General features: G+C 58.8%; 14 protein-coding genes. 6 read left to right on the forward strand and 8 right to left on the reverse strand.

From position 1 onward, the window contains the following. Positions 1–12: 12 nt before the first annotated feature. From IEV53_RS08650 to IEV53_RS08665, 4 genes are all read right to left on the reverse strand, one after another. Positions 13–519 (reverse strand): GtrA family protein, encoded by a 507-nt coding sequence (locus tag IEV53_RS08650; RefSeq protein ID WP_229719782.1) that lies wholly within the window; start codon positions 517–519, stop codon positions 13–15. Between the two features lie 112 nt (positions 520–631). After that, entirely contained in the window at positions 632–1,204 is a 573-nt protein-coding gene (pnuC, locus tag IEV53_RS08655) for a nicotinamide riboside transporter PnuC (protein WP_188426390.1), read from the reverse strand. Then, the gene (locus tag IEV53_RS08660; protein ID WP_188426391.1) at positions 1,204–2,373 is read right to left on the reverse strand and encodes a phosphotransferase enzyme family protein; all 1,170 of its coding nucleotides are present in this window, start codon (positions 2,371–2,373) and stop codon (positions 1,204–1,206) included. Before IEV53_RS08660 ends, pnuC begins: the two co-directional genes overlap by 1 nt. Next, entirely contained in the window at positions 2,373–4,754 is a 2,382-nt protein-coding gene (locus tag IEV53_RS08665; protein ID WP_188426392.1) for a TonB-dependent receptor, read from the reverse strand. Before IEV53_RS08665 ends, IEV53_RS08660 begins: the two co-directional genes overlap by 1 nt. A 376-nt stretch (positions 4,755–5,130) precedes the next feature. Between IEV53_RS08665 and IEV53_RS08670 the strand changes: the two genes are divergently transcribed. Then, on the forward strand, positions 5,131–5,571 hold the full coding sequence (locus tag IEV53_RS08670) for a hypothetical protein (protein ID WP_188426393.1): 441 nt from the start codon (positions 5,131–5,133) through the stop codon (positions 5,569–5,571). 44 nt (positions 5,572–5,615) lie between these two features. On the opposite strand, the gene IEV53_RS08675 is transcribed toward IEV53_RS08670, so the two are convergent. The 3 genes from IEV53_RS08675 to IEV53_RS08685 form a co-directional block, all read right to left on the reverse strand. Continuing rightward, a complete protein-coding gene (locus IEV53_RS08675; RefSeq protein ID WP_188426394.1) occupies positions 5,616–6,794 on the reverse strand; it encodes an arabinose transporter in 1,179 nt (392 codons plus the stop codon). A gap of 165 nt (positions 6,795–6,959) precedes the next feature. Then, positions 6,960–8,339 (reverse strand): amidase, encoded by a 1,380-nt coding sequence (locus tag IEV53_RS08680; protein ID WP_188426395.1) that lies wholly within the window; start codon positions 8,337–8,339, stop codon positions 6,960–6,962. A gap of 46 nt (positions 8,340–8,385) precedes the next feature. Next, positions 8,386–9,189 carry an NAD kinase gene (locus IEV53_RS08685; protein ID WP_188426396.1) on the reverse strand — a complete coding sequence of 268 codons (804 nt, stop codon included), beginning with the start codon at positions 9,187–9,189 and terminating at the stop codon, positions 8,386–8,388. Between the two features lie 230 nt (positions 9,190–9,419). Here IEV53_RS08685 and moaB point away from each other — a divergent pair, with 230 nt between their 5' ends. Then, positions 9,420–9,950 (forward strand): molybdenum cofactor biosynthesis protein B, encoded by a 531-nt coding sequence (gene moaB / locus IEV53_RS08690; protein WP_188426397.1) that lies wholly within the window; start codon positions 9,420–9,422, stop codon positions 9,948–9,950. 57 nt (positions 9,951–10,007) lie between these two features. Here moaB and IEV53_RS08695 read toward each other — a convergent pair whose 3' ends face one another. After that, the gene (locus tag IEV53_RS08695) at positions 10,008–13,760 is read right to left on the reverse strand and encodes a glycoside hydrolase family 99-like domain-containing protein (protein WP_188426398.1); all 3,753 of its coding nucleotides are present in this window, start codon (positions 13,758–13,760) and stop codon (positions 10,008–10,010) included. Positions 13,761–14,053: 293 nt separating this feature from the next. On the opposite strand from IEV53_RS08695, the gene metX reads away from it, so the two are divergent. The 4 genes from metX to IEV53_RS08715 all read left to right on the forward strand — a co-directional run bounded on the left by metX (position 14,054) and on the right by IEV53_RS08715 (position 18,256). Next, positions 14,054–15,292 (forward strand): homoserine O-acetyltransferase MetX, encoded by a 1,239-nt coding sequence (metX, locus tag IEV53_RS08700; RefSeq protein ID WP_188426399.1) that lies wholly within the window; start codon positions 14,054–14,056, stop codon positions 15,290–15,292. Further along, on the forward strand, positions 15,282–15,881 hold the full coding sequence (gene metW / locus IEV53_RS08705; protein WP_188426400.1) for a methionine biosynthesis protein MetW: 600 nt from the start codon (positions 15,282–15,284) through the stop codon (positions 15,879–15,881). The genes metX and metW overlap by 11 nt, the downstream gene beginning before the upstream one ends. Positions 15,882–16,009: 128 nt before the next feature. Further along, complete coding sequence (locus IEV53_RS08710; RefSeq protein ID WP_188426401.1) at positions 16,010–16,618, forward strand: nitroreductase family protein; 609 nt, start codon at positions 16,010–16,012, stop codon at positions 16,616–16,618. Positions 16,619–16,906: 288 nt separating this feature from the next. Beyond that, a complete protein-coding gene (locus tag IEV53_RS08715; RefSeq protein ID WP_188426402.1) occupies positions 16,907–18,256 on the forward strand; it encodes a DEAD/DEAH box helicase in 1,350 nt (449 codons plus the stop codon). The last annotated feature ends 360 nt before the right edge of the window (positions 18,257–18,616 follow it).

The raw sequence follows: 18,616 nt of genomic DNA on the forward strand, positions 1-18,616 counted from the left end.
GCGCGCGGGCTCTCAGGATTCCAGATCGCGATCGGACGTATCGACATTCAGATCGACCGTCATCTCTGCCAGTTCCAGCGGTGTCTCAGGCACTTTGGCGCGGAAAACAAGCTTGCGTGACAGGTTGAAATTGGCCAGCAGCCCCATGAGCGCACCGGCGGCGAGCGGAACGGCGACGTGATGCAGGCAGAACGGAATGGTGAAACACAGCGTGTAGACCGTGCCTCTATTGAGCAGGAATCCGAAGCTGTTGGCCGCAAGAAAGCGGAGCCATTGCAGAATGGGATGATCGCGATGGGCGACGTTCCGGAAGGTCCAGAGCTGGTTCAGCATCCAGTTGATGCTGGCGCAGACGAAATAGGAAATGAGCGTCGCCGCTGTCAGCCCGAGTTCAGGGCGTAGCAGGGTGACGATAAGGATATCCCAGACCAGTCCCATGGCTCCGATGATACCAAAGCGCATGAACTGGCCGATAAGCTGTCTCGGGGCGCGCGGATAGAAAATCCGTTTCTTCTGCACTGGGAGCTCTGCCTTTCATGCGGGTGGGAGATCTGGCGACACGCTGGTAGGGCCATGATCTGCACGATGCAAGACGCGTTCGTTTGCGACCTTGATCGTGCAGGTCTTTGTCTCAACGCGCCGCGACGTTTTTCAGTGATTCTTTCCAGCTCATCCAGCCGAACCAGGCAATGGCGACAAGACCCGCATAGAGCCCGGCGCTCAGCCAGAGATCGCGCAGGATGAAGAGCCCGACATAGGCGCTGTCAACCAGGGTCCAGAGCAGCCAGCAGGCGAGGAAGCGCCTTGCTGTCCATATTTGCCCGATAATGCTCAGGACACTCAGCGTGGCATCCGTTATCGGCGCGGCATCGCCCGTCCATAGCCGCAGGGCCGTACCGAGAGCGACACTGCATACGACGCCGATCAGCAGATCACGTAGCAGCACCAGAGGCGGGGCTGCCTGTACGGCGATTTCCGGGGCTACCTGTCTGAAACGATGCCAGTCGTACCATCCCTTGGCGAGAAAGAGGCAGAAGACGATCTGCAGGGCGGAATCGGCATAGAGCCGGGCTTTTGCAAAGACCACCAGATAAAGCAGCGAGGCGAGCAGGGAGCATGGCCAGCCGATGACACGCCTGCGTGCCGTCAGCCAGATGCCCGCCATTGTGATGATCACGGCAAGAGCTTCGAGGGGCGACATCATCAGGGCTTCTTTGCTTCGGAGGCGATCAACCTGAGCACATCCTGCCCATGGGCACCTGAAAACCATGTGGCATGGTCGATGAGGTAGGTGCCACGTGTCGTTTTCGCGAGATCGGGCCTCTCAAGCAGGCAGTGATAGTACCAGATTTCCGAAAAGGCGAAGGTTACATGGGCGAGGGGAAGGAAGGCCGCGATCTCTCCGCGCTCTTGTGGGGAGAGAGATCGTACACTGTCATACCCGTCCAGAAACGCGGTAATCTGATCCGGCTCACTGGTGAAATCCGGTGGGCCGTCGTTCGACGCATGCTGCGGTTTCATCCAGCCGATCATGCTGCGTTCGAGAGCGACAGCAATGTCAAAGCCCCGCGTGGTCCTGTCAGCCATACTGAAATCGAACACCGCGCCAGTTTTTTCGTGCCCTGCCTTGCCATGCCAGGTCAGGTTCGAGCCGTGCCAGTCACCATGCCCCCATTGCAGGGCAGGGCGTTCCAGAAAAGGCTTGGCACGCTCGAAATGGGGCCGAAGCGCCACCAGTATGGAGGCCATTCCGCCAAGCGCCTCAATCGCGTCTCGCAGGGGTATGTTGCGGGCAATCCAGCGCTCAAGGCCGATTTCGGGGGCCTGCGTGTCGAGCAGTGGCGTCAGGGATGAGATGAGGGGGCGGTCAGGTCTGGCCGGAGCGTTATAGCTTTGTGCGGCCTGGTGGAACGCAGCGAGGCCACACCCGGCTTCCCATGCCTGATGGCGCGACAGATAGGGCTCCCATGAGAGGCGATCGCGATAGAGATCTCTCCCTTCCAGGGCGGGAAAGCATTCGTAGTTCCAGCATCCGAGAGTGAAGACACTGGTTCCATTTTCCGTTGTGAGGGGACGGACAACCGTCATTCCCTGTTCGGCAAGATGGGCAATCAGCCTGTGCTCTTCAGCCAGAGCCTCGCGATTACGCAAGGCGCTGTGATGTCGTTTGAGAAACCAGGCGCCGCCTGCCTTATCGCCCAAACGGGAGACAGCCGAAAAGGGGCGGGCACTGTGCCATTCGATTGGCGTGACATCGTGCAGGGCGAAAGCCGCCAGAGCATGGGCGGCTTCATCCTGCGTGATAAGCGGCCAGTCGCGTTTGCTCTCCTTACCCCAGAGCCCAAACTGCCCGGGTGATGTGCTTTCTGACATCAGAACCCGGCAGTGGCCGTAGCCAGCGCCGAAAATCCGCCGCCGATATAATAATCGGGTGACGACCCGGCGATGGTGGTGCCATAGCGACCCGTCGCATCGCGGGCATTCAGGGTTGGGTCTGCGATGCCTGAAAGGTAATGCTCATTGGTAATATTGATGAGGTTGAGCCGCAGGGACGGCGCCTTGAAGCGCGCCATATCAGCAAAGCGATAGCCAAGGGCGATATCGCCCGTCGTGTGGTCGCTGATGCGCTCGTCATTGAGGAAGGTCGCATATTGCCTGCCGGTATAATGAACCGAGGCAAAGCCGAAGACATGGCCATCATCATAAGTCAGCCCGGCAGAGGCCTGCAGGCTGGGGCTGCGCACGGCGGTCTTGCCTCGTGTTGGTAGCAGATCGCCATTGCTGGCGATGTCGTTATCGATGGTCGCGTGAAGATATTCGCCTGAGAGATAGGGCGCAAAATGATGCCATGGCTTCAGGCCGAGTTCGACATCAATGCCACGAGAGGTCTGGCCACCGGCATTGATCGTGGAGGAAATCGGCGTGTTGTTGATCTGGATTTGTGTGGCGATCTGACGATTGGTGAAATTGTAATTGAAGAAGGTCAGGCTGCCCGTCACGAGAGGGCCAGTATAGCGGTAACCCAGCTCTTCCGAGATCGAATATTCGTTGCGCAGAGTACTGGCGCCGTTGGTGGTGGCTTCACCGCTGGTTGGATCATAGACGTTGTAGAGCGCTGTAAATGAGGGCGCCCGGAAATTGGTCGTAGCGTTGAAAAAGACCTGATGCTGCGGCGTGATCTGAAAGCGCATGCCAAGGCGCGGCAACGGCACGGCGCTGTTGCTGCCCACGTGATATTGCGGCCCGGGAACAGCATTTGTGCCAGTGCGGCTGACCATGACTTCCTTGAAGCCGAGCTCGACCAGCAGACGATCGGCAAGAAAATTCATTCGGTCGCCAATGAACAGTGCATTGGTCATGCTGATCGTGTGATTATCGCCTGCAAGATACACCTTGCCATTGGCAAGTCTCACGAAATTGCCCGTGCCATTACCCCAGATATTGGCAGAAGCCCCGCTTTCACTGACGGGCGAGAACGATTGCACTTCGTGATCATCGCCGTAATCGAACCAGTAACCGAAGACCAGTTCGTTCCAGCCCTTCTTCCATGCCAGCTCGGAGGTGAAGCCCGAGCGCGTGCTGCGCTGGGTGTAATTGGCGCGCACGATTGCCTGACCGTCCTGCGAGCTGGGCAGAACGAGCGTGTCTGCAAGGGCCTGCGTGCCTGTATAGAGGCCACTCAAAGGTAGGGTGGAGCCACTCGGAACATTGCCATAGGCCCCCTGGGCATAGGGCGTGGCCCGCAAGGTCAGGTGATCTGTCAGGGAAAGGCTGACAGGTGCGCCCATATAGAGCGTGCGCTCGGGCGCGCGCCAGAGGCGTTGATAGAGCTGCGCTTCATCCGGGTTCTGCGGGTCGTACCCGCTTGCAAGCGCATTGCCAGATGACACGCCATATTGCCTGAACTGGTCTTTCGAGACCTGCGGATAATAGCTCGTGACGGTGCTGTTGAAGCTGCCAACCAGCCCGGCATGGGAACGCTCGCCAATGTCGCGTACAAGTTTGAAATCGATATGGTGGCGCATGTCATGGCCGGGGCCGCGCCAGTTTTCTGCGCTGGTATGCGAGTAGGAGACGAACCCGCGCAATCCGGTCTGGTCGATCAGTCCGGTATCGAGCCTGATGAACTCACGATTGCTGTTATAGGAGCCGTAGGACGCAGAAACCGTTCCTCCGGCCTTGCGGGCCGGGTCGCGAAAACTCAGGCTCATCAGCCCGCCCGCTGCATTGAGAACAGGGCTGTCGAGATCGGCTGCGCCTTGGCTCAGGGCAACCTGACGGTAGTTTTCACCATCGGCGAACTGGCTGGGATAGCCCGAATAGAAGGCGAGATCATTGAGCGGCATTCCCTCGAGCACGTAGCCTATGGAATCCGTATTCAGGCCGCGTACCGAAATCGTGGTCTGCGGGGAGAGGCCCATCGCATCAGAGGCGGCGACATTGGCGCCGGGAAGCAGCGAAACAAGCTGATAGGCGGTCGAAATCGGTGCCTGTCTGGCAATGAAGGCGCTGTCGACGCTGCTCACTGACCGGATTTCATGCTGAGGCTTGATGAGCCCTCCACCACGCTCGGCCTCGCGCTTTTCGGGTTCTGTGGCACGAACGACAATATGCTCGGCTTTGCGAGTTTTGGCCGGGTCATCGGTAGCTCGCGCAGAAAATGCTGGCGCTGCACACAGGGCGGAAACGGTGGAGAGAAGCCAGATCCGTTTGACCGACCTGCGCGGGGTTGTCAGTGCGTATGCCAATATCATGATCCAGCTGTGAAAAGGCGAGAGGGCACGGCCCTGCCTGAGAGCAGTTCTCATATCCTCGTTACAAGGACAATGAATTTCCCCTTCTTTTCACGAAGAAGCCGTGAATTCCGCGTTCGGTGATGGGCCGTTCATCCGTCGTAAAAGACCTGTGTAGAATGAAGAATGCCGGTGCAGGTCGCGATGTGATTGTATCGTATGATTTGATCAGCTTGTCCGCGGTTTGCAGCCGCGTCTTTTGAGGATAGTAAGCCCGGCAAGGTTGGGATGTCTGGCGTTTCGTGAAAACGGAGCTGAACGGGAAGTTCCGATGTCTGGCGGGTAAGCGAGGCGAGCCGCGTGAGTGGCGATCTGCCTCAACGTGATGGAGGGTTTGATGGCACTGGATCTCAATGTTGCGCCACATGTTGGCGGGTGGATCATCAAAGCCAGCGACGACCCCAAGCCACGTCGTATCAACGACAACGATATTTCATATCTCAATGAGCTGGTACGCAGTCAGTCCGGCGTTTCCCGTGAGGCTGCTCTGGAAGCCTTGGGCAAGGCATTGGCTGGCTGGATCGTGCAGCGTGCGAAGGGCGAAAAACCCTCAATGCTGAGCGAACCGGATTTCAGCGTCCTTCTGGACTTCTTGCCTCCTGTAGACCTCTCTGTGACGGTGCCCGAGACTGTTCCCGAGCCCGTGGCAGTCGAAATGACGGTGGTGGGGTCGGAGACTGTCAAAGAGTCCCCGGCGCCTGCAAGGGTAAGCGCCCCCGAGCTGACCTATCCACCGCAGATGGACATGGCCCTTTTCCATCTCAGACACGGCGTCTAGGCACTCAAGCTTGCGTCAGCACGCGTTCTGACAAAGGGGCTGCGTCATTTTGCGGGCAGGTTCGATGGCTGGCGGCGCATTGAGACGACCAGGCCAAGCCCGATCAGGGCGCAGGCGGTGCCCATGATGAAGATCGATTTATAGCCCAGATAGTCGGAGAGGGTGCCTGCTATAGGGCCGCTGACGGCATAAGAAAGATCCTGAAAGGCCGCGAAACCGCCAAGTGCCGTGGCGCGTATGGAGGCTGGCACGCGCTTGACGACCTCAACGCCCATTGAGGGGTAGATTAGCGAGCATCCGGCGCCTGTCAGCACCGCGCCCGCGAGCGCCAGAACGGGAAAGGGGGCGAGAGCAATGCAGGCCTGCCCGACCGCCTCGATGCTCAGAGAAAGCATCGCAACGTGTATTCCGCCCAGACGCTCGGGCAGATGACCGCAGAACACGCGTCCTGCCACGAAGGCAAGGCCGAAACAGGTCAGGCCCAGACTGCCATAGCGCCAGTGTTCGGCAAGAAAATAGACCGAGAGAAACGCACCAAGTACGGCAAACCCGACACCCTGTAACGCGACGACCGTGCCGTAGGGGCGGATAATGCCCAGAACCGGCCAGAAGGATTCACGCTCTCCTGCAAGGATCGGTGCCGCAGGAACACGCTGGACTATACCCAGACCGATCAGGGGAAGCGCGACGCAGACCGCCATCAGTGCGGAAAAACCTGCAAGATGGTAGATTTCCAGCCCCAGCGGACCGCCAAAGGCAAAAGCCCCATACATCGCAGCTCCCGTCCAGGTGAGCACCTTGCCAGCCCCGCTGGGTCCGGTCAGGCCGATGCCCCATCCATGCATGCCGACAAGCGTATAGCTCTCTCCAACACCGAGCAGAAGGCGCCCCGCGATCAGCAGGGCCAGAGAGGCTCCTCTCGGTAGCAGATCGAGAGCCGAGGTGAGGCAGATTGCACTGGCCGCCATATAGAGAACGAGACCCAGACGCATGGCGCTGCGCCCACCCTTGCGATCGGCAAATCCGCCAGCGAGCGTTCGGGTAAGAATGGTCGAGACGAAGGCGCAGCCAACAGCTATGCCCGCAATGCCGTTGCCATAACCCGGCCAGGAAGTGACGAAGGGGGGAATGACCGCAAGCGGCATGGCGACAGCCATGTAGGACAGAACAAGCGCCGCAGTCAGAAAGGGCAGATGGCTGAAAGCCCGGTTCGTCTCGGTCATGAAATTCCACCCGATATGCCGTGCGCGGACAGGCTTCACCAGCAAGAGAGAAAGAGCCCGGCACGCTACCCTCGGGGAGCGGCGGGCTCAAATAACGCTGCGGTGACGAACCTGTGGCATCGTCCCGACCTCAACCCCGGGTGGGTAATGCAGGGAACCTTGGTGTCAGGCCTTGAGGCGTCTTTCACAGCGACGTGCGATACGGGCAAGGGCGGCATCTTGACCGTGGCAGGCGGTCAGCATGAGCCCGGCAGCCAGACCCTTCCAGTAAAACGGAAGACTGAACGAGCAGCCATCGAGCAGATTGGCCAGTGAGGGGTTGCGAAGGATGAGGCGGTTGAGCCGTCCGTAAGCCGCTGCATCGCTGCAGGAATCGATCAGGGGTGGGAGAATGGGAGAGGTCGGACAGATCAGGGCATCGAACTCGCTCATATCTGCATTGAAGCGCGCGCAGAGCTTCTGTCGTTCGATATAGAGCTGCCGTAGCGTCTGGACGGTTGTGTTCTCTCCCGTCGCGATGCGCTCGCTGACACGCGGGTCGAAGCTTTCGGGGTGATGGATCAGGTCGTCGTGAAAATAATGATAGGCCTCTGCGGCGACAATCTGACCTTGCAGGTTCAGGTCCGCTATGTCCTGAAGAATGGGTAGTGGCTGACGCACGATCTCGATACCGCCTGCCTCGAGATGCTTCATCACGGTTTCAAAAACCGCGAGAACCTGGGAATCGCCATCGTTGCGAACGAACGATGTCGGCAGCAGAAGGCGGATCGGGCCTTCTGCTGCCTCGACGGGTGCCCAGTTTTCGGTACGTCTTGCCATGATATGATCGAGCAAGGCGCAGTCATCGACGGTCTGCGCGATACTGCCCACACTGTCGAAGCTGGGTGAGAGCGGAATCATGCCTTTGCGGCTGATATGGCCTGCCGTGGGTTTGAAACCGGTCAGGGCGTTCATGGCGGCAGGTATGCGACATGACCCCCCCGTATCGGAACCGATCGAGGCGAGGGCGGCGCCGGTCGCGACGGAAACGGCGCCCCCGGAACTCGACCCGCCCGGTATGGCGCGGCCTTCTTCCACAAGGGTGTTCCAGGGCTGCGGGTAATGCGGGTTGAGACCCAGACCCGAATAGGCGAATTCGGTCATCTGCGTACGGCCGAGCAGAATGAACCCGGCTGCGCGCAGCGGGATGATGGCATCGGCATCGCTGAGAGCGGCAGGGCGATCAGACAGAATGGTCGAGCCGGCGCGTGTGACCTGACCCTGTATGTCGAAAAGATCCTTTACCGAGATGGGCAATCCGGTCCAGGGCGAGGCTTCATAGCCCTTGGCGCGTATGCGATCGGCCGCATCGGCATATTGTCTGGCCCTGTCGGCTGAGAAGTCGCCTGTATAGGCGGCACGGGCGTTTTCACAGGCCTCAATCTTTTCGAGGCAGTGCTCGACGAGAGCCCGGCTGGTGATTTCTCCATTTGCAAGGCGCATGGCCGCACTGACCAGCGTGTCACGATAGGGGGTGTGGGTCGGGCGTATCGTTGGACTGCTCATTGGCTGCGCCTTCTTCTTGTTGGGAGGTGTGGCTTTGCTGTCGGGTTTATTCCGCGAATTGCTCCGCTATGATTCTTTCTGAAAGCCCGTGGTCGGGGTCGAACAGGATCGTTGCCGTAATCGAGCGGTCTTCGCTGACGATGACCTCTGCAATGTCGCGTACTTCGAGGAAATCAGCCACGGCGGCGCAGGGGCGTTTTTCCTGCTCGAGCAGGGTGAATCGCACAATGGCGTTGGAAGGCAGAAGGGCGCCGCGCCAGCGTCGTGGCCGGAAGGCCGAAATGGGGGTCAGAGGCAGGAGGTTGGCTGTCAGAGGGACAATTGGCCCGTGGGCTGACAGGTTATAGGCAGTCGATCCAGCCGGCGTTGCGACGATGACCCCGTCACAGATCAGTTCCGGCAGGCGCACGCGCTGATCGACCTCAATGCGGATCTTGACCGCCTGACGCGTCTGGCGGAACAGGAACACGTCATTGAAGGCGATACCTTCATGGCGTGTGCCGTCGCGCCCCACGGCCTTCATGCGTAGCGGATGCAGTTCCGACGCCTGAGCGCGTGTGAGCCTGGCGACCAGATCTTCATCTGACACCGTGTTGAGAAGAAAGCCGACAGAGCCGCAATTGAGCCCGTAAGCCGGTATCCCGTGTTCGGCGACCTTGTGCAGCACCTCGAGCAGAAAGCCGTCCCCCCCCAGACAGACCACGACTTCGGCCTCATCGAGGGGGGCATCGCCATAACTCTCGACCAGTTTTGCCCGAGCCTTCTGGGCGATTTCTGTGGGTGATGCGAGGAAGGCGATGCGTTCGGGAGGCCGGGAGAAGCGAGCCGAAGGCGCTGGGGGGATGCTCATATCGGGGCGCCGACCTCAAGGAACGGAGCCGGATCGGTAAAAGCAGGAAACACCGGGGAATTCACCTGTTCGCACACCTGAACTGGAATTAATCGGACTACCCTACCGGCGAGGCTCAATCCTCGCAACCATGCATCTTGCCTGACAATGTTGGGCTCTGATCGCCACTTTGCGTCTTGGTAAAACAGAACGGAAGCCTATACTTCCTTCTTTGAGGAAAGACTTCGATCATGACTGAAATCGACAACCAGGCTGAGTTCAAGCCCTGTCATTTTGCTGTGTTGACCATTTCCGATACGCGCACGCCGGAGACCGATCGTTCTGGCTCGCTTCTCGCAGAGCGCATCGAAAAAGCCGGACATCATCTCGCGGCGCGCGACCTTGTGCCGGACACGCTGGGGGAAATTGTCGAGCGCCTGCGCCTGTGGATCGACCGGGATGACATCGACGCAATCATCACGACGGGCGGCACCGGCATTACGGCCAGAGACGTGACGCCAGAGGCATTTTTCAGGGTGATCGAAAAGGAAATTCCTGGATTTGGTGAGCTTTTCCGGTGGCTATCCTATGCCAAGATCGGCACCTCGACCATCCAGTCGAGAGCTCTGGGCGGTCTCGCAAAAGGCAAGTTTCTTTTTGCGCTGCCCGGTTCGACCGGGGCGGTTGCCGATGGCTGGGATTCCATCCTCTGCCAGCAATTCGACAGCCGTCACCGCCCGTGCAATTTCGTCGATCTGATGCCACGGCTCAGTCAGGCCTAGGCATTCCTGCGGATCGAGAGCCGGAACGGGGGCAGCACCTGCCTGTTCCCGTTGCCTTCAGGGAGCGGGAAACTGTTTTTTGCGCGGCCTTGAGGTGAGGCCGAACTGCTTTTTCAGCAGCTCGCGATAGGAGCGTTGATCTCTCATCAAATCGAGGGGACGTCCCAGACGCTTGCTGATCAGATCATGCATCATGGCAATTTCGCCCAGATGAGACTTCTGATCGAGCGACCCGGTCACTGAGCGGTCGTGGCGTCTGTGAATGTTGAGAGGTTTGGCAAGATAGGCAACCTGACTGCCCGGGCGCATCAGTAATTCGATATAAAGACGCCAGTCACCAGCCAGGCGGATCTGGGTGAGGTCAACGCGACAGGCTTCCATTGCCACACTCAGGGCACGACGACGGAACAGGGCTGAGCTTACATTAAGAACCAGATTGCATTTGCCCAGATATTCGCGGGCGAAGCTTTCACCGTCGATCAGCATGTTCCGCTCGAGCCGATGGCCGACATGGCTGCGGTAATAGGTCTGATAATCGGCTGAGATCTCTGCGCCGGTTTCGTCGATGGCGCGACTGTCGCAGAAGGCCATCACCGCATCGGGCGACTGGCTGATCATGTTGCTCAAGGCGGAGAGAAATCCTGGCTCAGAGAGGTCATCGGCTTCGGCAATCCATATCCAGTCACCGGTTGCAAGGTCGACTGCCTTACGCCACTGGGCAAACACCGAACCGCTTCGCCTGGTTCCTGCGACTAGCTTGATCGTGCGACCGAATGACGTGGCGATACGCTCCGACAACTCGGCGCTTCCGTCGTTTGAGGCATCATCGAGAACGATGATCTCCCTGATCGGGCAATCCTGGGCAAAGATTGTTGCCAGACGCGCTGCCAGGTAGTGAGCGTAATTATAAGAGAGGACCACGACCGAAATGCTGGGCAGGTCTGGCATGGCGAGTGCAGCAAGGCGCGTGACATAGGGACCGAATGCGAAACGTTCTGCAAGCTCTGCGCCGCGCTTGATGCGGTTTGCGAGGCTGTCGGATCGATCATGCGTCTGACGCAGGATAACTGCGCCGATGGCAGGCAAATCACCAGGTTCGACGATATGATTGCGTGTATCTCCCTCCTGCTCGAGCTCTAACAGGAGGTCTGGGATCATTCCATTTCTGGCAAACGCGACACAAGGCAAGCCAGATGCGAGGGCTTCGAGCGCCACAGAGGGATATGGATCTTCTCGCGACATGAGGAGAAACAGATCCGATGCCGACAAGAAGGGGTTCACGTCTTCTACGCGACCCGGCAGGTGGAAGCGCCGTGTTGCCAATGCGCCTTCGATATCGGTCTGTAGGCTGCGCTTCATTTGCGCGTCGAGATTGCCAACCCACATGAAATGAATCGGGCGTGGTTTACGGTCGGGGTCAGCATGGTAATCATAGCCGTGAAAGCTTGAGCTTTGGAGCATTTGCCAAAGCTGCAGGAACAGGTCGAAGCCCTTGCGAGCGTCCCCATATCCGATGCCGATCATAAGCAGCGCGTCTGGGTCGATGCCATATGCCAGTCGCGCGCGTTTTCTGTCGTTGCTGGAAAATGCGATCTGATTGTAGAGCCCTTGAGGGGCGATGATTGCTTCAGGGCAAAGCCTCGTCAGCTGTGCGCCAGGCACGACCACAGCGCGTGCCTGTTTGCGTGCGAGAGTGAGCGGCTCTTCTAGACGATGCTGGCGAAGCATGCCCGGTAGCTCATGAATGAGCAGAATAAAAGGAAGCTCGGCAAGAGCAAGATCGGGGGCAAGTCTTGCCGAGACCGCGCTGTTCATGATGGCTGAGGCAAACCCCTCAGCCTTGAGCGACTGAAGGCGCTCGACGCAGGACGGTGTGCCCGGATTGAGAATCTCGACATTCGCCACATGTCGATAGCGCGAAAGCAGATCGCCTCCACAGAGAAGAACGAAGGTAATCTCAATACCATGATGGCGCTTCAATGCTGTGCCAAGCGCCAGAAGGAGCATCTGGGCGCCCGCAGGAAAGGCGTCGTGACCGATCAACAGGAGACGATGTGCGCCAAGTCTGCTCTGAAATCCGGTCACGGCCCGTGCGGTCGCATTCAGATAGGCTGAACCGAAGTGGATATCCGGCTCCAGATAGGCACCTTCGGCCCACTCATTCCATGCATTTACGCAGAGAAAGGGTTCCCCCATGAACGGGTTCAGTAGTGCCTTGGAAATGCTTTCCTTGAGCCAGTGCTCATACAGTCTCGGTGTGGAACCGTGCAGGACGAGGCCCGCTCCCTGGCGTCTCGGGTCATTGTCCCAAGACGGGGCTAGGGTACGGATCAGCGGAAAGTCAGGGGCAGGGTCCGCTAGAGCATTTTCGACGAGTTCGCCATAATCATAGATCCGGGCCGTCATATCTTCATCGAGAATTTGCACCTTGTCTTCGATAGGGGTGCAGCTGACCGACAATTTGTGTGGGGGAAACTCAATAGCACCGTCCATTCCGAAAGGACGTGGATCGTTGTCGTCAAAGGCTTGCGCCATGATGAAGATTGGGTCGATTTTTTCCTGTTCCCGGAACAGGGTGCGCCATTTTGCAATGCGTCTTGCTGCATCGGGAATGGCACCGGGTCTGTATAGCATGAAGAGGGGCCGCGATCCGATCCGGATGTACCGCCTATCTTTCATGTGCCGACCGAAATCGGCGATCAGCGCCTCGTCGTCTTCCTCTCGATAGTCTTGCGAGATCAGTACATCGCTGTCACCGCCATCCCATCGGCGGCTCCAGTTCTCGTTTGCCCACATCAGACAGAAGGGTAAGTCGATCTCCGGTGCCCCAAGCAGCAACTCCATGGGGCGATCGAGCAACCGGCGGCCATTGAACCAGTAGTGATAGAAAACGAAACCTTCAATGCCGCTCTCGCGTGCCATGCGTGCCTGAGCCTGAAGCGTGGCCAGGCTGTCGAGCCTGTAATGCCCAAGATCGCGCGGCGTACGTGGCTGGTAGTGATCGGCGAAGCGCGGCACGCCCCGGGCAAGATTGGTCCATTCCGTAAACCCGGTTCCCCACCAGCGATCATTGGCCTCGTTGGGGTGAAACTGGGGCAGGTAATAAGCGAGCAGGCGCACGCGGCGAATGGCGGCTTCCGGCAAGGGCTGGCGCTCCTCATAGAGGGGGCCAGGTTGCGTCCGCCGTCTGATTTCCCTGGCGATGGTGGTTTCGTGGTCTGGAAGGCAGGGAAAGACACCCGCCTCATGACGATGGGCGAGCCAGTGCAGGAAAGGATTGGCATCAGGCTGATGACGCAGGTAGCGCAGGCGGTAGAAGCCGGGATCGAATTTTTCGAAAGGGCGCCGGACCTCACGATAGCCCTGCACCATGTAATGCTCGACCGGGTCCATTCCGGAAGAGGCTACGTCGGGGTAGTTGCGTAGATAGAACTCCGGGTCGAATTCGGGCATAGGCCGGATGCCGGGTGTCTGCCTGTTTGCCAGATAATGAGCTAGGGCATTTGTGTTGGCAGAAACCTGATTGGCCTGACGATACCAGATCGGATCGAACCAGGGCACCGGGCGCCGTCCTTCATACTCGCCGCGTGTGATGTAATGGTGAAGAGGATCTTCGGTGACGTCTCTATAGGTGGAAAGGTACCAGAGCGGATCGAAAAATGGATTTGGTTTGCGCCCCTCGCGCCATCCCGCCGAGTGATAATGCAGGAGCGCACCGCTACCGATTTCGTGCAGATCGGGATTGCGGGACAGATAGAATGCCGTGTCGAAAAGACCGGAATGGCCAATCGTTTTGAGGATCGTGGGCATAATCGGTTTCTCCGGCGATTCGTTAATAAAACATTAAATGCTTTTACGAAGAACGACCAGATATTGCGTCGTCCGCCGGACGAGTTGGAGCTCAGTCCGCGAACACTCTTTCTGCTGGAGACGTTGTCGGCCAATTGCAGCCACGCGCGGCAAATGCCATATCTGCTTCCCCGCCTTGTCTCGGGCCGCCACCAGGCAGCCGCATGCAGGCATTGAGGGAGTCATGATGAGGCGTTCGAGTGATCCGGTCGCACCCTTCGGAGGGCGTCGGCGCTCATGCGAGTTGAGAGGCCATGCATAATCATTCTGACGCATCTGCGGTTGGGGCAGAGGGTGCCGGTGTGACCGAGGCCCCTTGTGGTAAGGACGGTGGTGGCGTTTCCACGTCGTTCAGCGTTACGCTTGCAGAGGGACTTACGCTCGAATGTGGGGCCCATATAGCGCCCCTCGATATTGCCTACTGCGCCTATGGCACGCTCTCGCCGAAACGCGATAACGTCATACTGGTCTGCCATGCCCTGACGGGCGATCAATATGTGGCCGAGACCCATCCGGTGACAGGCAAGCCGGGCTGGTGGAATCGGGCGGTCGGTCCCGGCAATGCGATCGACACGGATCGTTTCTACGTCATATGCGTCAATGTGCTCGGCGGCTGCATGGGGTCTTCAGGCCCCAAGACACTGCGTGGCAATGGCGAACCCTGGGGCACGGATTTCCCTCCCATCACAATAAGGGACATGGTGTTTGCCCAGGCCAGACTGCTCGATTATCTGGGTATCGGGCGCCTGTTTGCCGCAATCGGCGGCTCAATGGGTGGAATGCAGGTTCTGCAATGGGTAGCGAGCTTTCCCGAACGTGTCGGCGCTGCCATGCCCATTGCGACCGCACCGTTTCACTCAGCCCAGAATATCGCGTTCAACGAGGTCAGTCGTCAGGCGATCTGCGGCGATCCTGATTGGCGTGGCGGGCGGTATTGGGCGCATGGCACCATCCCGGCGAAGGGCCTCGCTGTGGCCCGCATGATGGCGCATATCACCTATCTTTCCGAAGAGGCGCTGACACAGAAATTCGGGCGTCGCACGAGGCGTGATGCCGTGCCGTCTCATGACGCGGCCTCGAAGGGCACGTCTCTTTTTGGCGAGATTTTCGAGGTTGAGAGCTATCTTCGTCATCAGGGGTCGAGCTTCGTGCGTCGCTTTGACGCCAACTCCTATCTCACCATCACACGGGCGCTCGATTATTTCGATCTGAGCGCTGATTACGATGGCGATCTCTCTGCGCCTTTCCGTAACTGCGCGACGCGGTTCTGCATCATCTCGTTCACGTCCGACTGGCTTTTTCCGACATCGCAATCGCGTCTTCTGGCGCGCGCGCTCAACAAGGCCGGGGTCAACGTGTCCTTTGTTGAGATCGAGAGCGACAGGGGGCATGACGCCTTTCTGCTGGACGAGCCCGATCTCGAGCGAACCATGCGCGGTTTCATCAACGGTGCGGCAGAGCAGGCCGGTCTCGGAGGGCGTCATGCGTCTTGATCAGCACCTGATTGCTGAAATGATCGAGCCGGGGACGCGCGTTCTGGATGTCGGCAGTGGCGATGGCGCGTTGATCGACCATCTTTTTCGCACGCGTCAGTGTGACGCCCGTGGTATCGAGATCGATATGGGCGAGGTGACGCGCTCTGTCGCGCATGGGCTGCCGGTGATGCATGGCGACGCCGATCATGATCTGGCACATTATTCCGACGATGCTTTCGATTATGTGGTGTTGCAGCGCACGTTGCAGGCGGTAGAGAAACCGCGCGAAGTGCTGCGCCAGATGCTGCGCATCGGCCGACACGCCATCGTTTCCTTTCCGAATTTTGGTCACTGGCGTCTGAGGTTGCAGATCCTGCTCAGCGGTCGGATGCCCATGAATGCCGTGTGGCACACGCCCTGGTACGAAACGCCGAATATCCACCCCTGTACCATTCAGGACTTCCTCGCCCTGTGCGAAGCAGAGGGCTATGTAATCGATCGCTGGCTCGCCATTGACGAGGCAGGCGAACGTGCGCCGTGGCGACGCTCGATCAGACTGGCCAATCTCTTTGGTGAGCAGGCCCTGTTTCTGCTGCGCCGCAAATAGCACCCTGCGCCCGAGTCTTATTTCGATTTTTGTCGAAATAAGACTTTACTCGCGCCACAGCCCATGGTTGCATGATTTCTTCCTTCAGGTTTTCCAACGCCCTGTGATGACAGGAGAGCGGAGTTTCCATGACCGATATTCTGACTGCGATTGCCGAGCGTCGCTCAGCCAAGCGCTTCGATCCCAATGTGACCATTTCCGAGGCGGAGCTTCGCTCTATCCTTGACGCCGGGCGCAAGGCTCCCACGGCGTTCAATATCCAGCATTGGCGTTTTGTCGTGGTCTCTGACCCTGCATTGAGAAAGCAGATACGCGAAGTTTCCTGGAACCAGCCTCAGGTCGAAGAGGCGAGTGCGCTGATCATTCTCTGTGCCGATTTCAAGGCATGGGAAAAGAACCCGGCGCGCTATTGGGCAGCGGCTCCTGACAAGATGCAGACGACCTATGAGGGCATGATCAACCAGTTCTATAGCGGCAATGAACAGCTGCAGCGTGACGAGGGCATTCGCTCCTGCGGCATGGCTGCTTATGCATTGATGCTCGCAGCGGCTGCCCATGGCTATCAGAGTTGCCCGATGGACGGGTTCGACTTCAAGGCGGTGGGCTCGCTCATCAACCTGCCCGAAGACCACGAAGTTGTCATGTTCGTTGCGATCGGGAAGAAGGCGGCGGAATATCCGCCCCATGGCGGGCATCTGCCGCTGAACGAGACGATTATTCATAACCGCTTCTCCTGACGAAAGCGCACCGCCGCGCCGATCTGCGCGGCGGCGGGACTTTTGTGAAGATCCTGACTGTTTTGTTAGGGGAACTGCTTGCGTCCGGGATGGGCTCTGCCTATATGGGGGCCTTCCCGGTCCAGATTTGACTCTGTCGGCACGGGCGTCTGGCAACGGGCGCCTTTTGCGTAGCCTGACCCGTCATTCCCGGATCTCATCTTTCCCTTGTGACGTCCGGGCCAAGAGGCGTCATCCCGTGAGCCGCGTGCAATTCGCATGGCTCGTGCCCGAGGAGGCGCCTCTTTTATGACCAGTTTTGCCGATCTTCAGCTTGCCATGCCCATCCAGCGCGCGCTGACCGAGGAAGGGTATACGACCCCGACCCCGATTCAGGCGGGCGCGATCCCCTATCTTCTGCAGGGCCGCGATCTTCTGGGTCTTGCCCAGACCGGAACCGGCAAGACGGCAGCGTTTGCGCTTCCCGCCCTGCATCGCCTGCTGACCCATCCGCGCCCGCTGACACCCAAGAGCGCGCGCGTTCTGGTGCTTGCGCCGACGCGCGAACTCGCAGCCCAGATCGACGACAGCTTCAAGAACTACGCCCGCCACATGAAGCTTCGCCATGCCGTGATTTTCGGCGGCGTAGGGCAGGGGCGTCAGGTCGAAGCCATGCGTCGCGGCGTGGACGTGCTGACAGCAGCACCGGGCCGACTGCTCGATCTGATCGGCCAGGGTCATATCGATCTGCACGACCTTGAGGTTCTGGTGCTCGATGAGGCTGACCGCATGCTCGACATGGGCTTTGTGCGCGACATCAAGCGTATCGTGGCGCTTCTGCCCAAGAGCCGCCAGACCGTTCTGTTTTCGGCTACCATGCCCAAGGCAATCGAGGATCTGGCCCATTCGCTCCTTCATGATCCTGCAAAGGTCGAGGTCACGCCGCCCTCTTCCACGGTCGATCGTATCCGCCAAGGTGTGATGTTCGTGAAGTCGGAAGACAAGCGCGCCGCGACCTTGCTTCTGGTCAAGAATCCCAAGGTACAGCGCGCTGTCGTGTTCACGCTGATGAAGCATGAAGCGAACAAGGTGGCCGATTTCCTCAATGCTGAGGGTATCCGTTCCGAGGCCATTCATGGCAACAAGTCGCAGGGCGCGCGCGAGCGTGCCATGGCGGGCTTCCGCGACGGTTCGGTCAAGGTGCTGGTCGCCACTGATATCGCGGCGCGCGGCATCGACGTGGACGATGTGAGCCATGTCTTCAATTACGATCTTCCCAACGTTGCCGAGAGCTATGTGCATCGTATTGGTCGTACAGCACGTGCAGGCCGTGACGGCTGGGCTGTATCGCTGTGCGATGCCGAACAGCGCGCATGGCTGCGTGATATTGAAAAGCTCATCGGCAAGGCCATTCCGGTTGTGACTGACCATGCCTATCATTCGGAAGAGGCGCAGAATTCAACCATGCGTCCGCCTGTTCTGGGTGGCGGTGGCCGCGGTCGCAACCAGCCTCGTGGCGGTGGTCAGCGCTCTGGCGGCGGTGGCCGTCCCGGCTCGGGTTCGCGCGGTGGCAATGAAGGCGGTCGCCCCTCAGGCGGGCGTCCGGGCGGCAATAACCGCCCGCAGGGTAGTCGTCCGTCACGCCCGCGTTCGAAGTAAAATAACGGCATGCGGTCTTCGGCGTATATGCCGGAGTGACCGGGTAGTCCGGCAAGACCTGCAGAATGGATGCAACGAAAGCCTCAGGCCTTAAAGGTCTGAGGCTTTTTATGTTTGAGGTATCCACAAGTCTTTGACTAAATGTTTCGACAAATTGTGAAGCAGGTATTTCAGCTCTGATCATATAGTGGGCTGTGGCGTTCCCATTTCTGACGAGCCATGATGCACTATTGTCACAACTCCGTGTAGAAAAATGCTAGATTTCCACTCTAACGCTCGGAAATACATGGGAAATTTGCGAATTGGGGTAAATCGGGTACCCTATTACGGACATGTTATGTTTGAACCGCCGATAGATCA

Source organism: Asaia siamensis, from assembly GCF_014635085.1.
Lineage (GTDB): Bacteria > Pseudomonadota > Alphaproteobacteria > Acetobacterales > Acetobacteraceae > Asaia > Asaia siamensis.

Bases quoted from the DNA above. Each gene is read 5' to 3' on its own strand.
- IEV53_RS08680 (WP_188426395.1), bottom strand. From the start codon at position 8,339: ATGAGCAGTCCAACGATACGCCCGACCCACACCCCCTATCGTGACACG.
- IEV53_RS08670 (WP_188426393.1), top strand. From the start codon at position 5,131: ATGGCACTGGATCTCAATGTTGCGCCACATGTTGGCGGGTGGATCATC.
- IEV53_RS08715 (WP_188426402.1), top strand. From the start codon at position 16,907: ATGACCAGTTTTGCCGATCTTCAGCTTGCCATGCCCATCCAGCGCGCG.
- IEV53_RS08685 (WP_188426396.1), bottom strand. From the start codon at position 9,189: ATGAGCATCCCCCCAGCGCCTTCGGCTCGCTTCTCCCGGCCTCCCGAA.
- moaB (WP_188426397.1), top strand. From the start codon at position 9,420: ATGACTGAAATCGACAACCAGGCTGAGTTCAAGCCCTGTCATTTTGCT.
- IEV53_RS08675 (WP_188426394.1), bottom strand. From the start codon at position 6,794: ATGACCGAGACGAACCGGGCTTTCAGCCATCTGCCCTTTCTGACTGCG.
- pnuC (WP_188426390.1), bottom strand. From the start codon at position 1,204: ATGATGTCGCCCCTCGAAGCTCTTGCCGTGATCATCACAATGGCGGGC.
- IEV53_RS08665 (WP_188426392.1), bottom strand. From the start codon at position 4,754: ATGATATTGGCATACGCACTGACAACCCCGCGCAGGTCGGTCAAACGG.
- metW (WP_188426400.1), top strand. From the start codon at position 15,282: ATGCGTCTTGATCAGCACCTGATTGCTGAAATGATCGAGCCGGGGACG.
- metX (WP_188426399.1), top strand. From the start codon at position 14,054: ATGCATAATCATTCTGACGCATCTGCGGTTGGGGCAGAGGGTGCCGGT.
- IEV53_RS08695 (WP_188426398.1), bottom strand. From the start codon at position 13,760: ATGCCCACGATCCTCAAAACGATTGGCCATTCCGGTCTTTTCGACACG.
- IEV53_RS08710 (WP_188426401.1), top strand. From the start codon at position 16,010: ATGACCGATATTCTGACTGCGATTGCCGAGCGTCGCTCAGCCAAGCGC.
- IEV53_RS08660 (WP_188426391.1), bottom strand. From the start codon at position 2,373: ATGTCAGAAAGCACATCACCCGGGCAGTTTGGGCTCTGGGGTAAGGAG.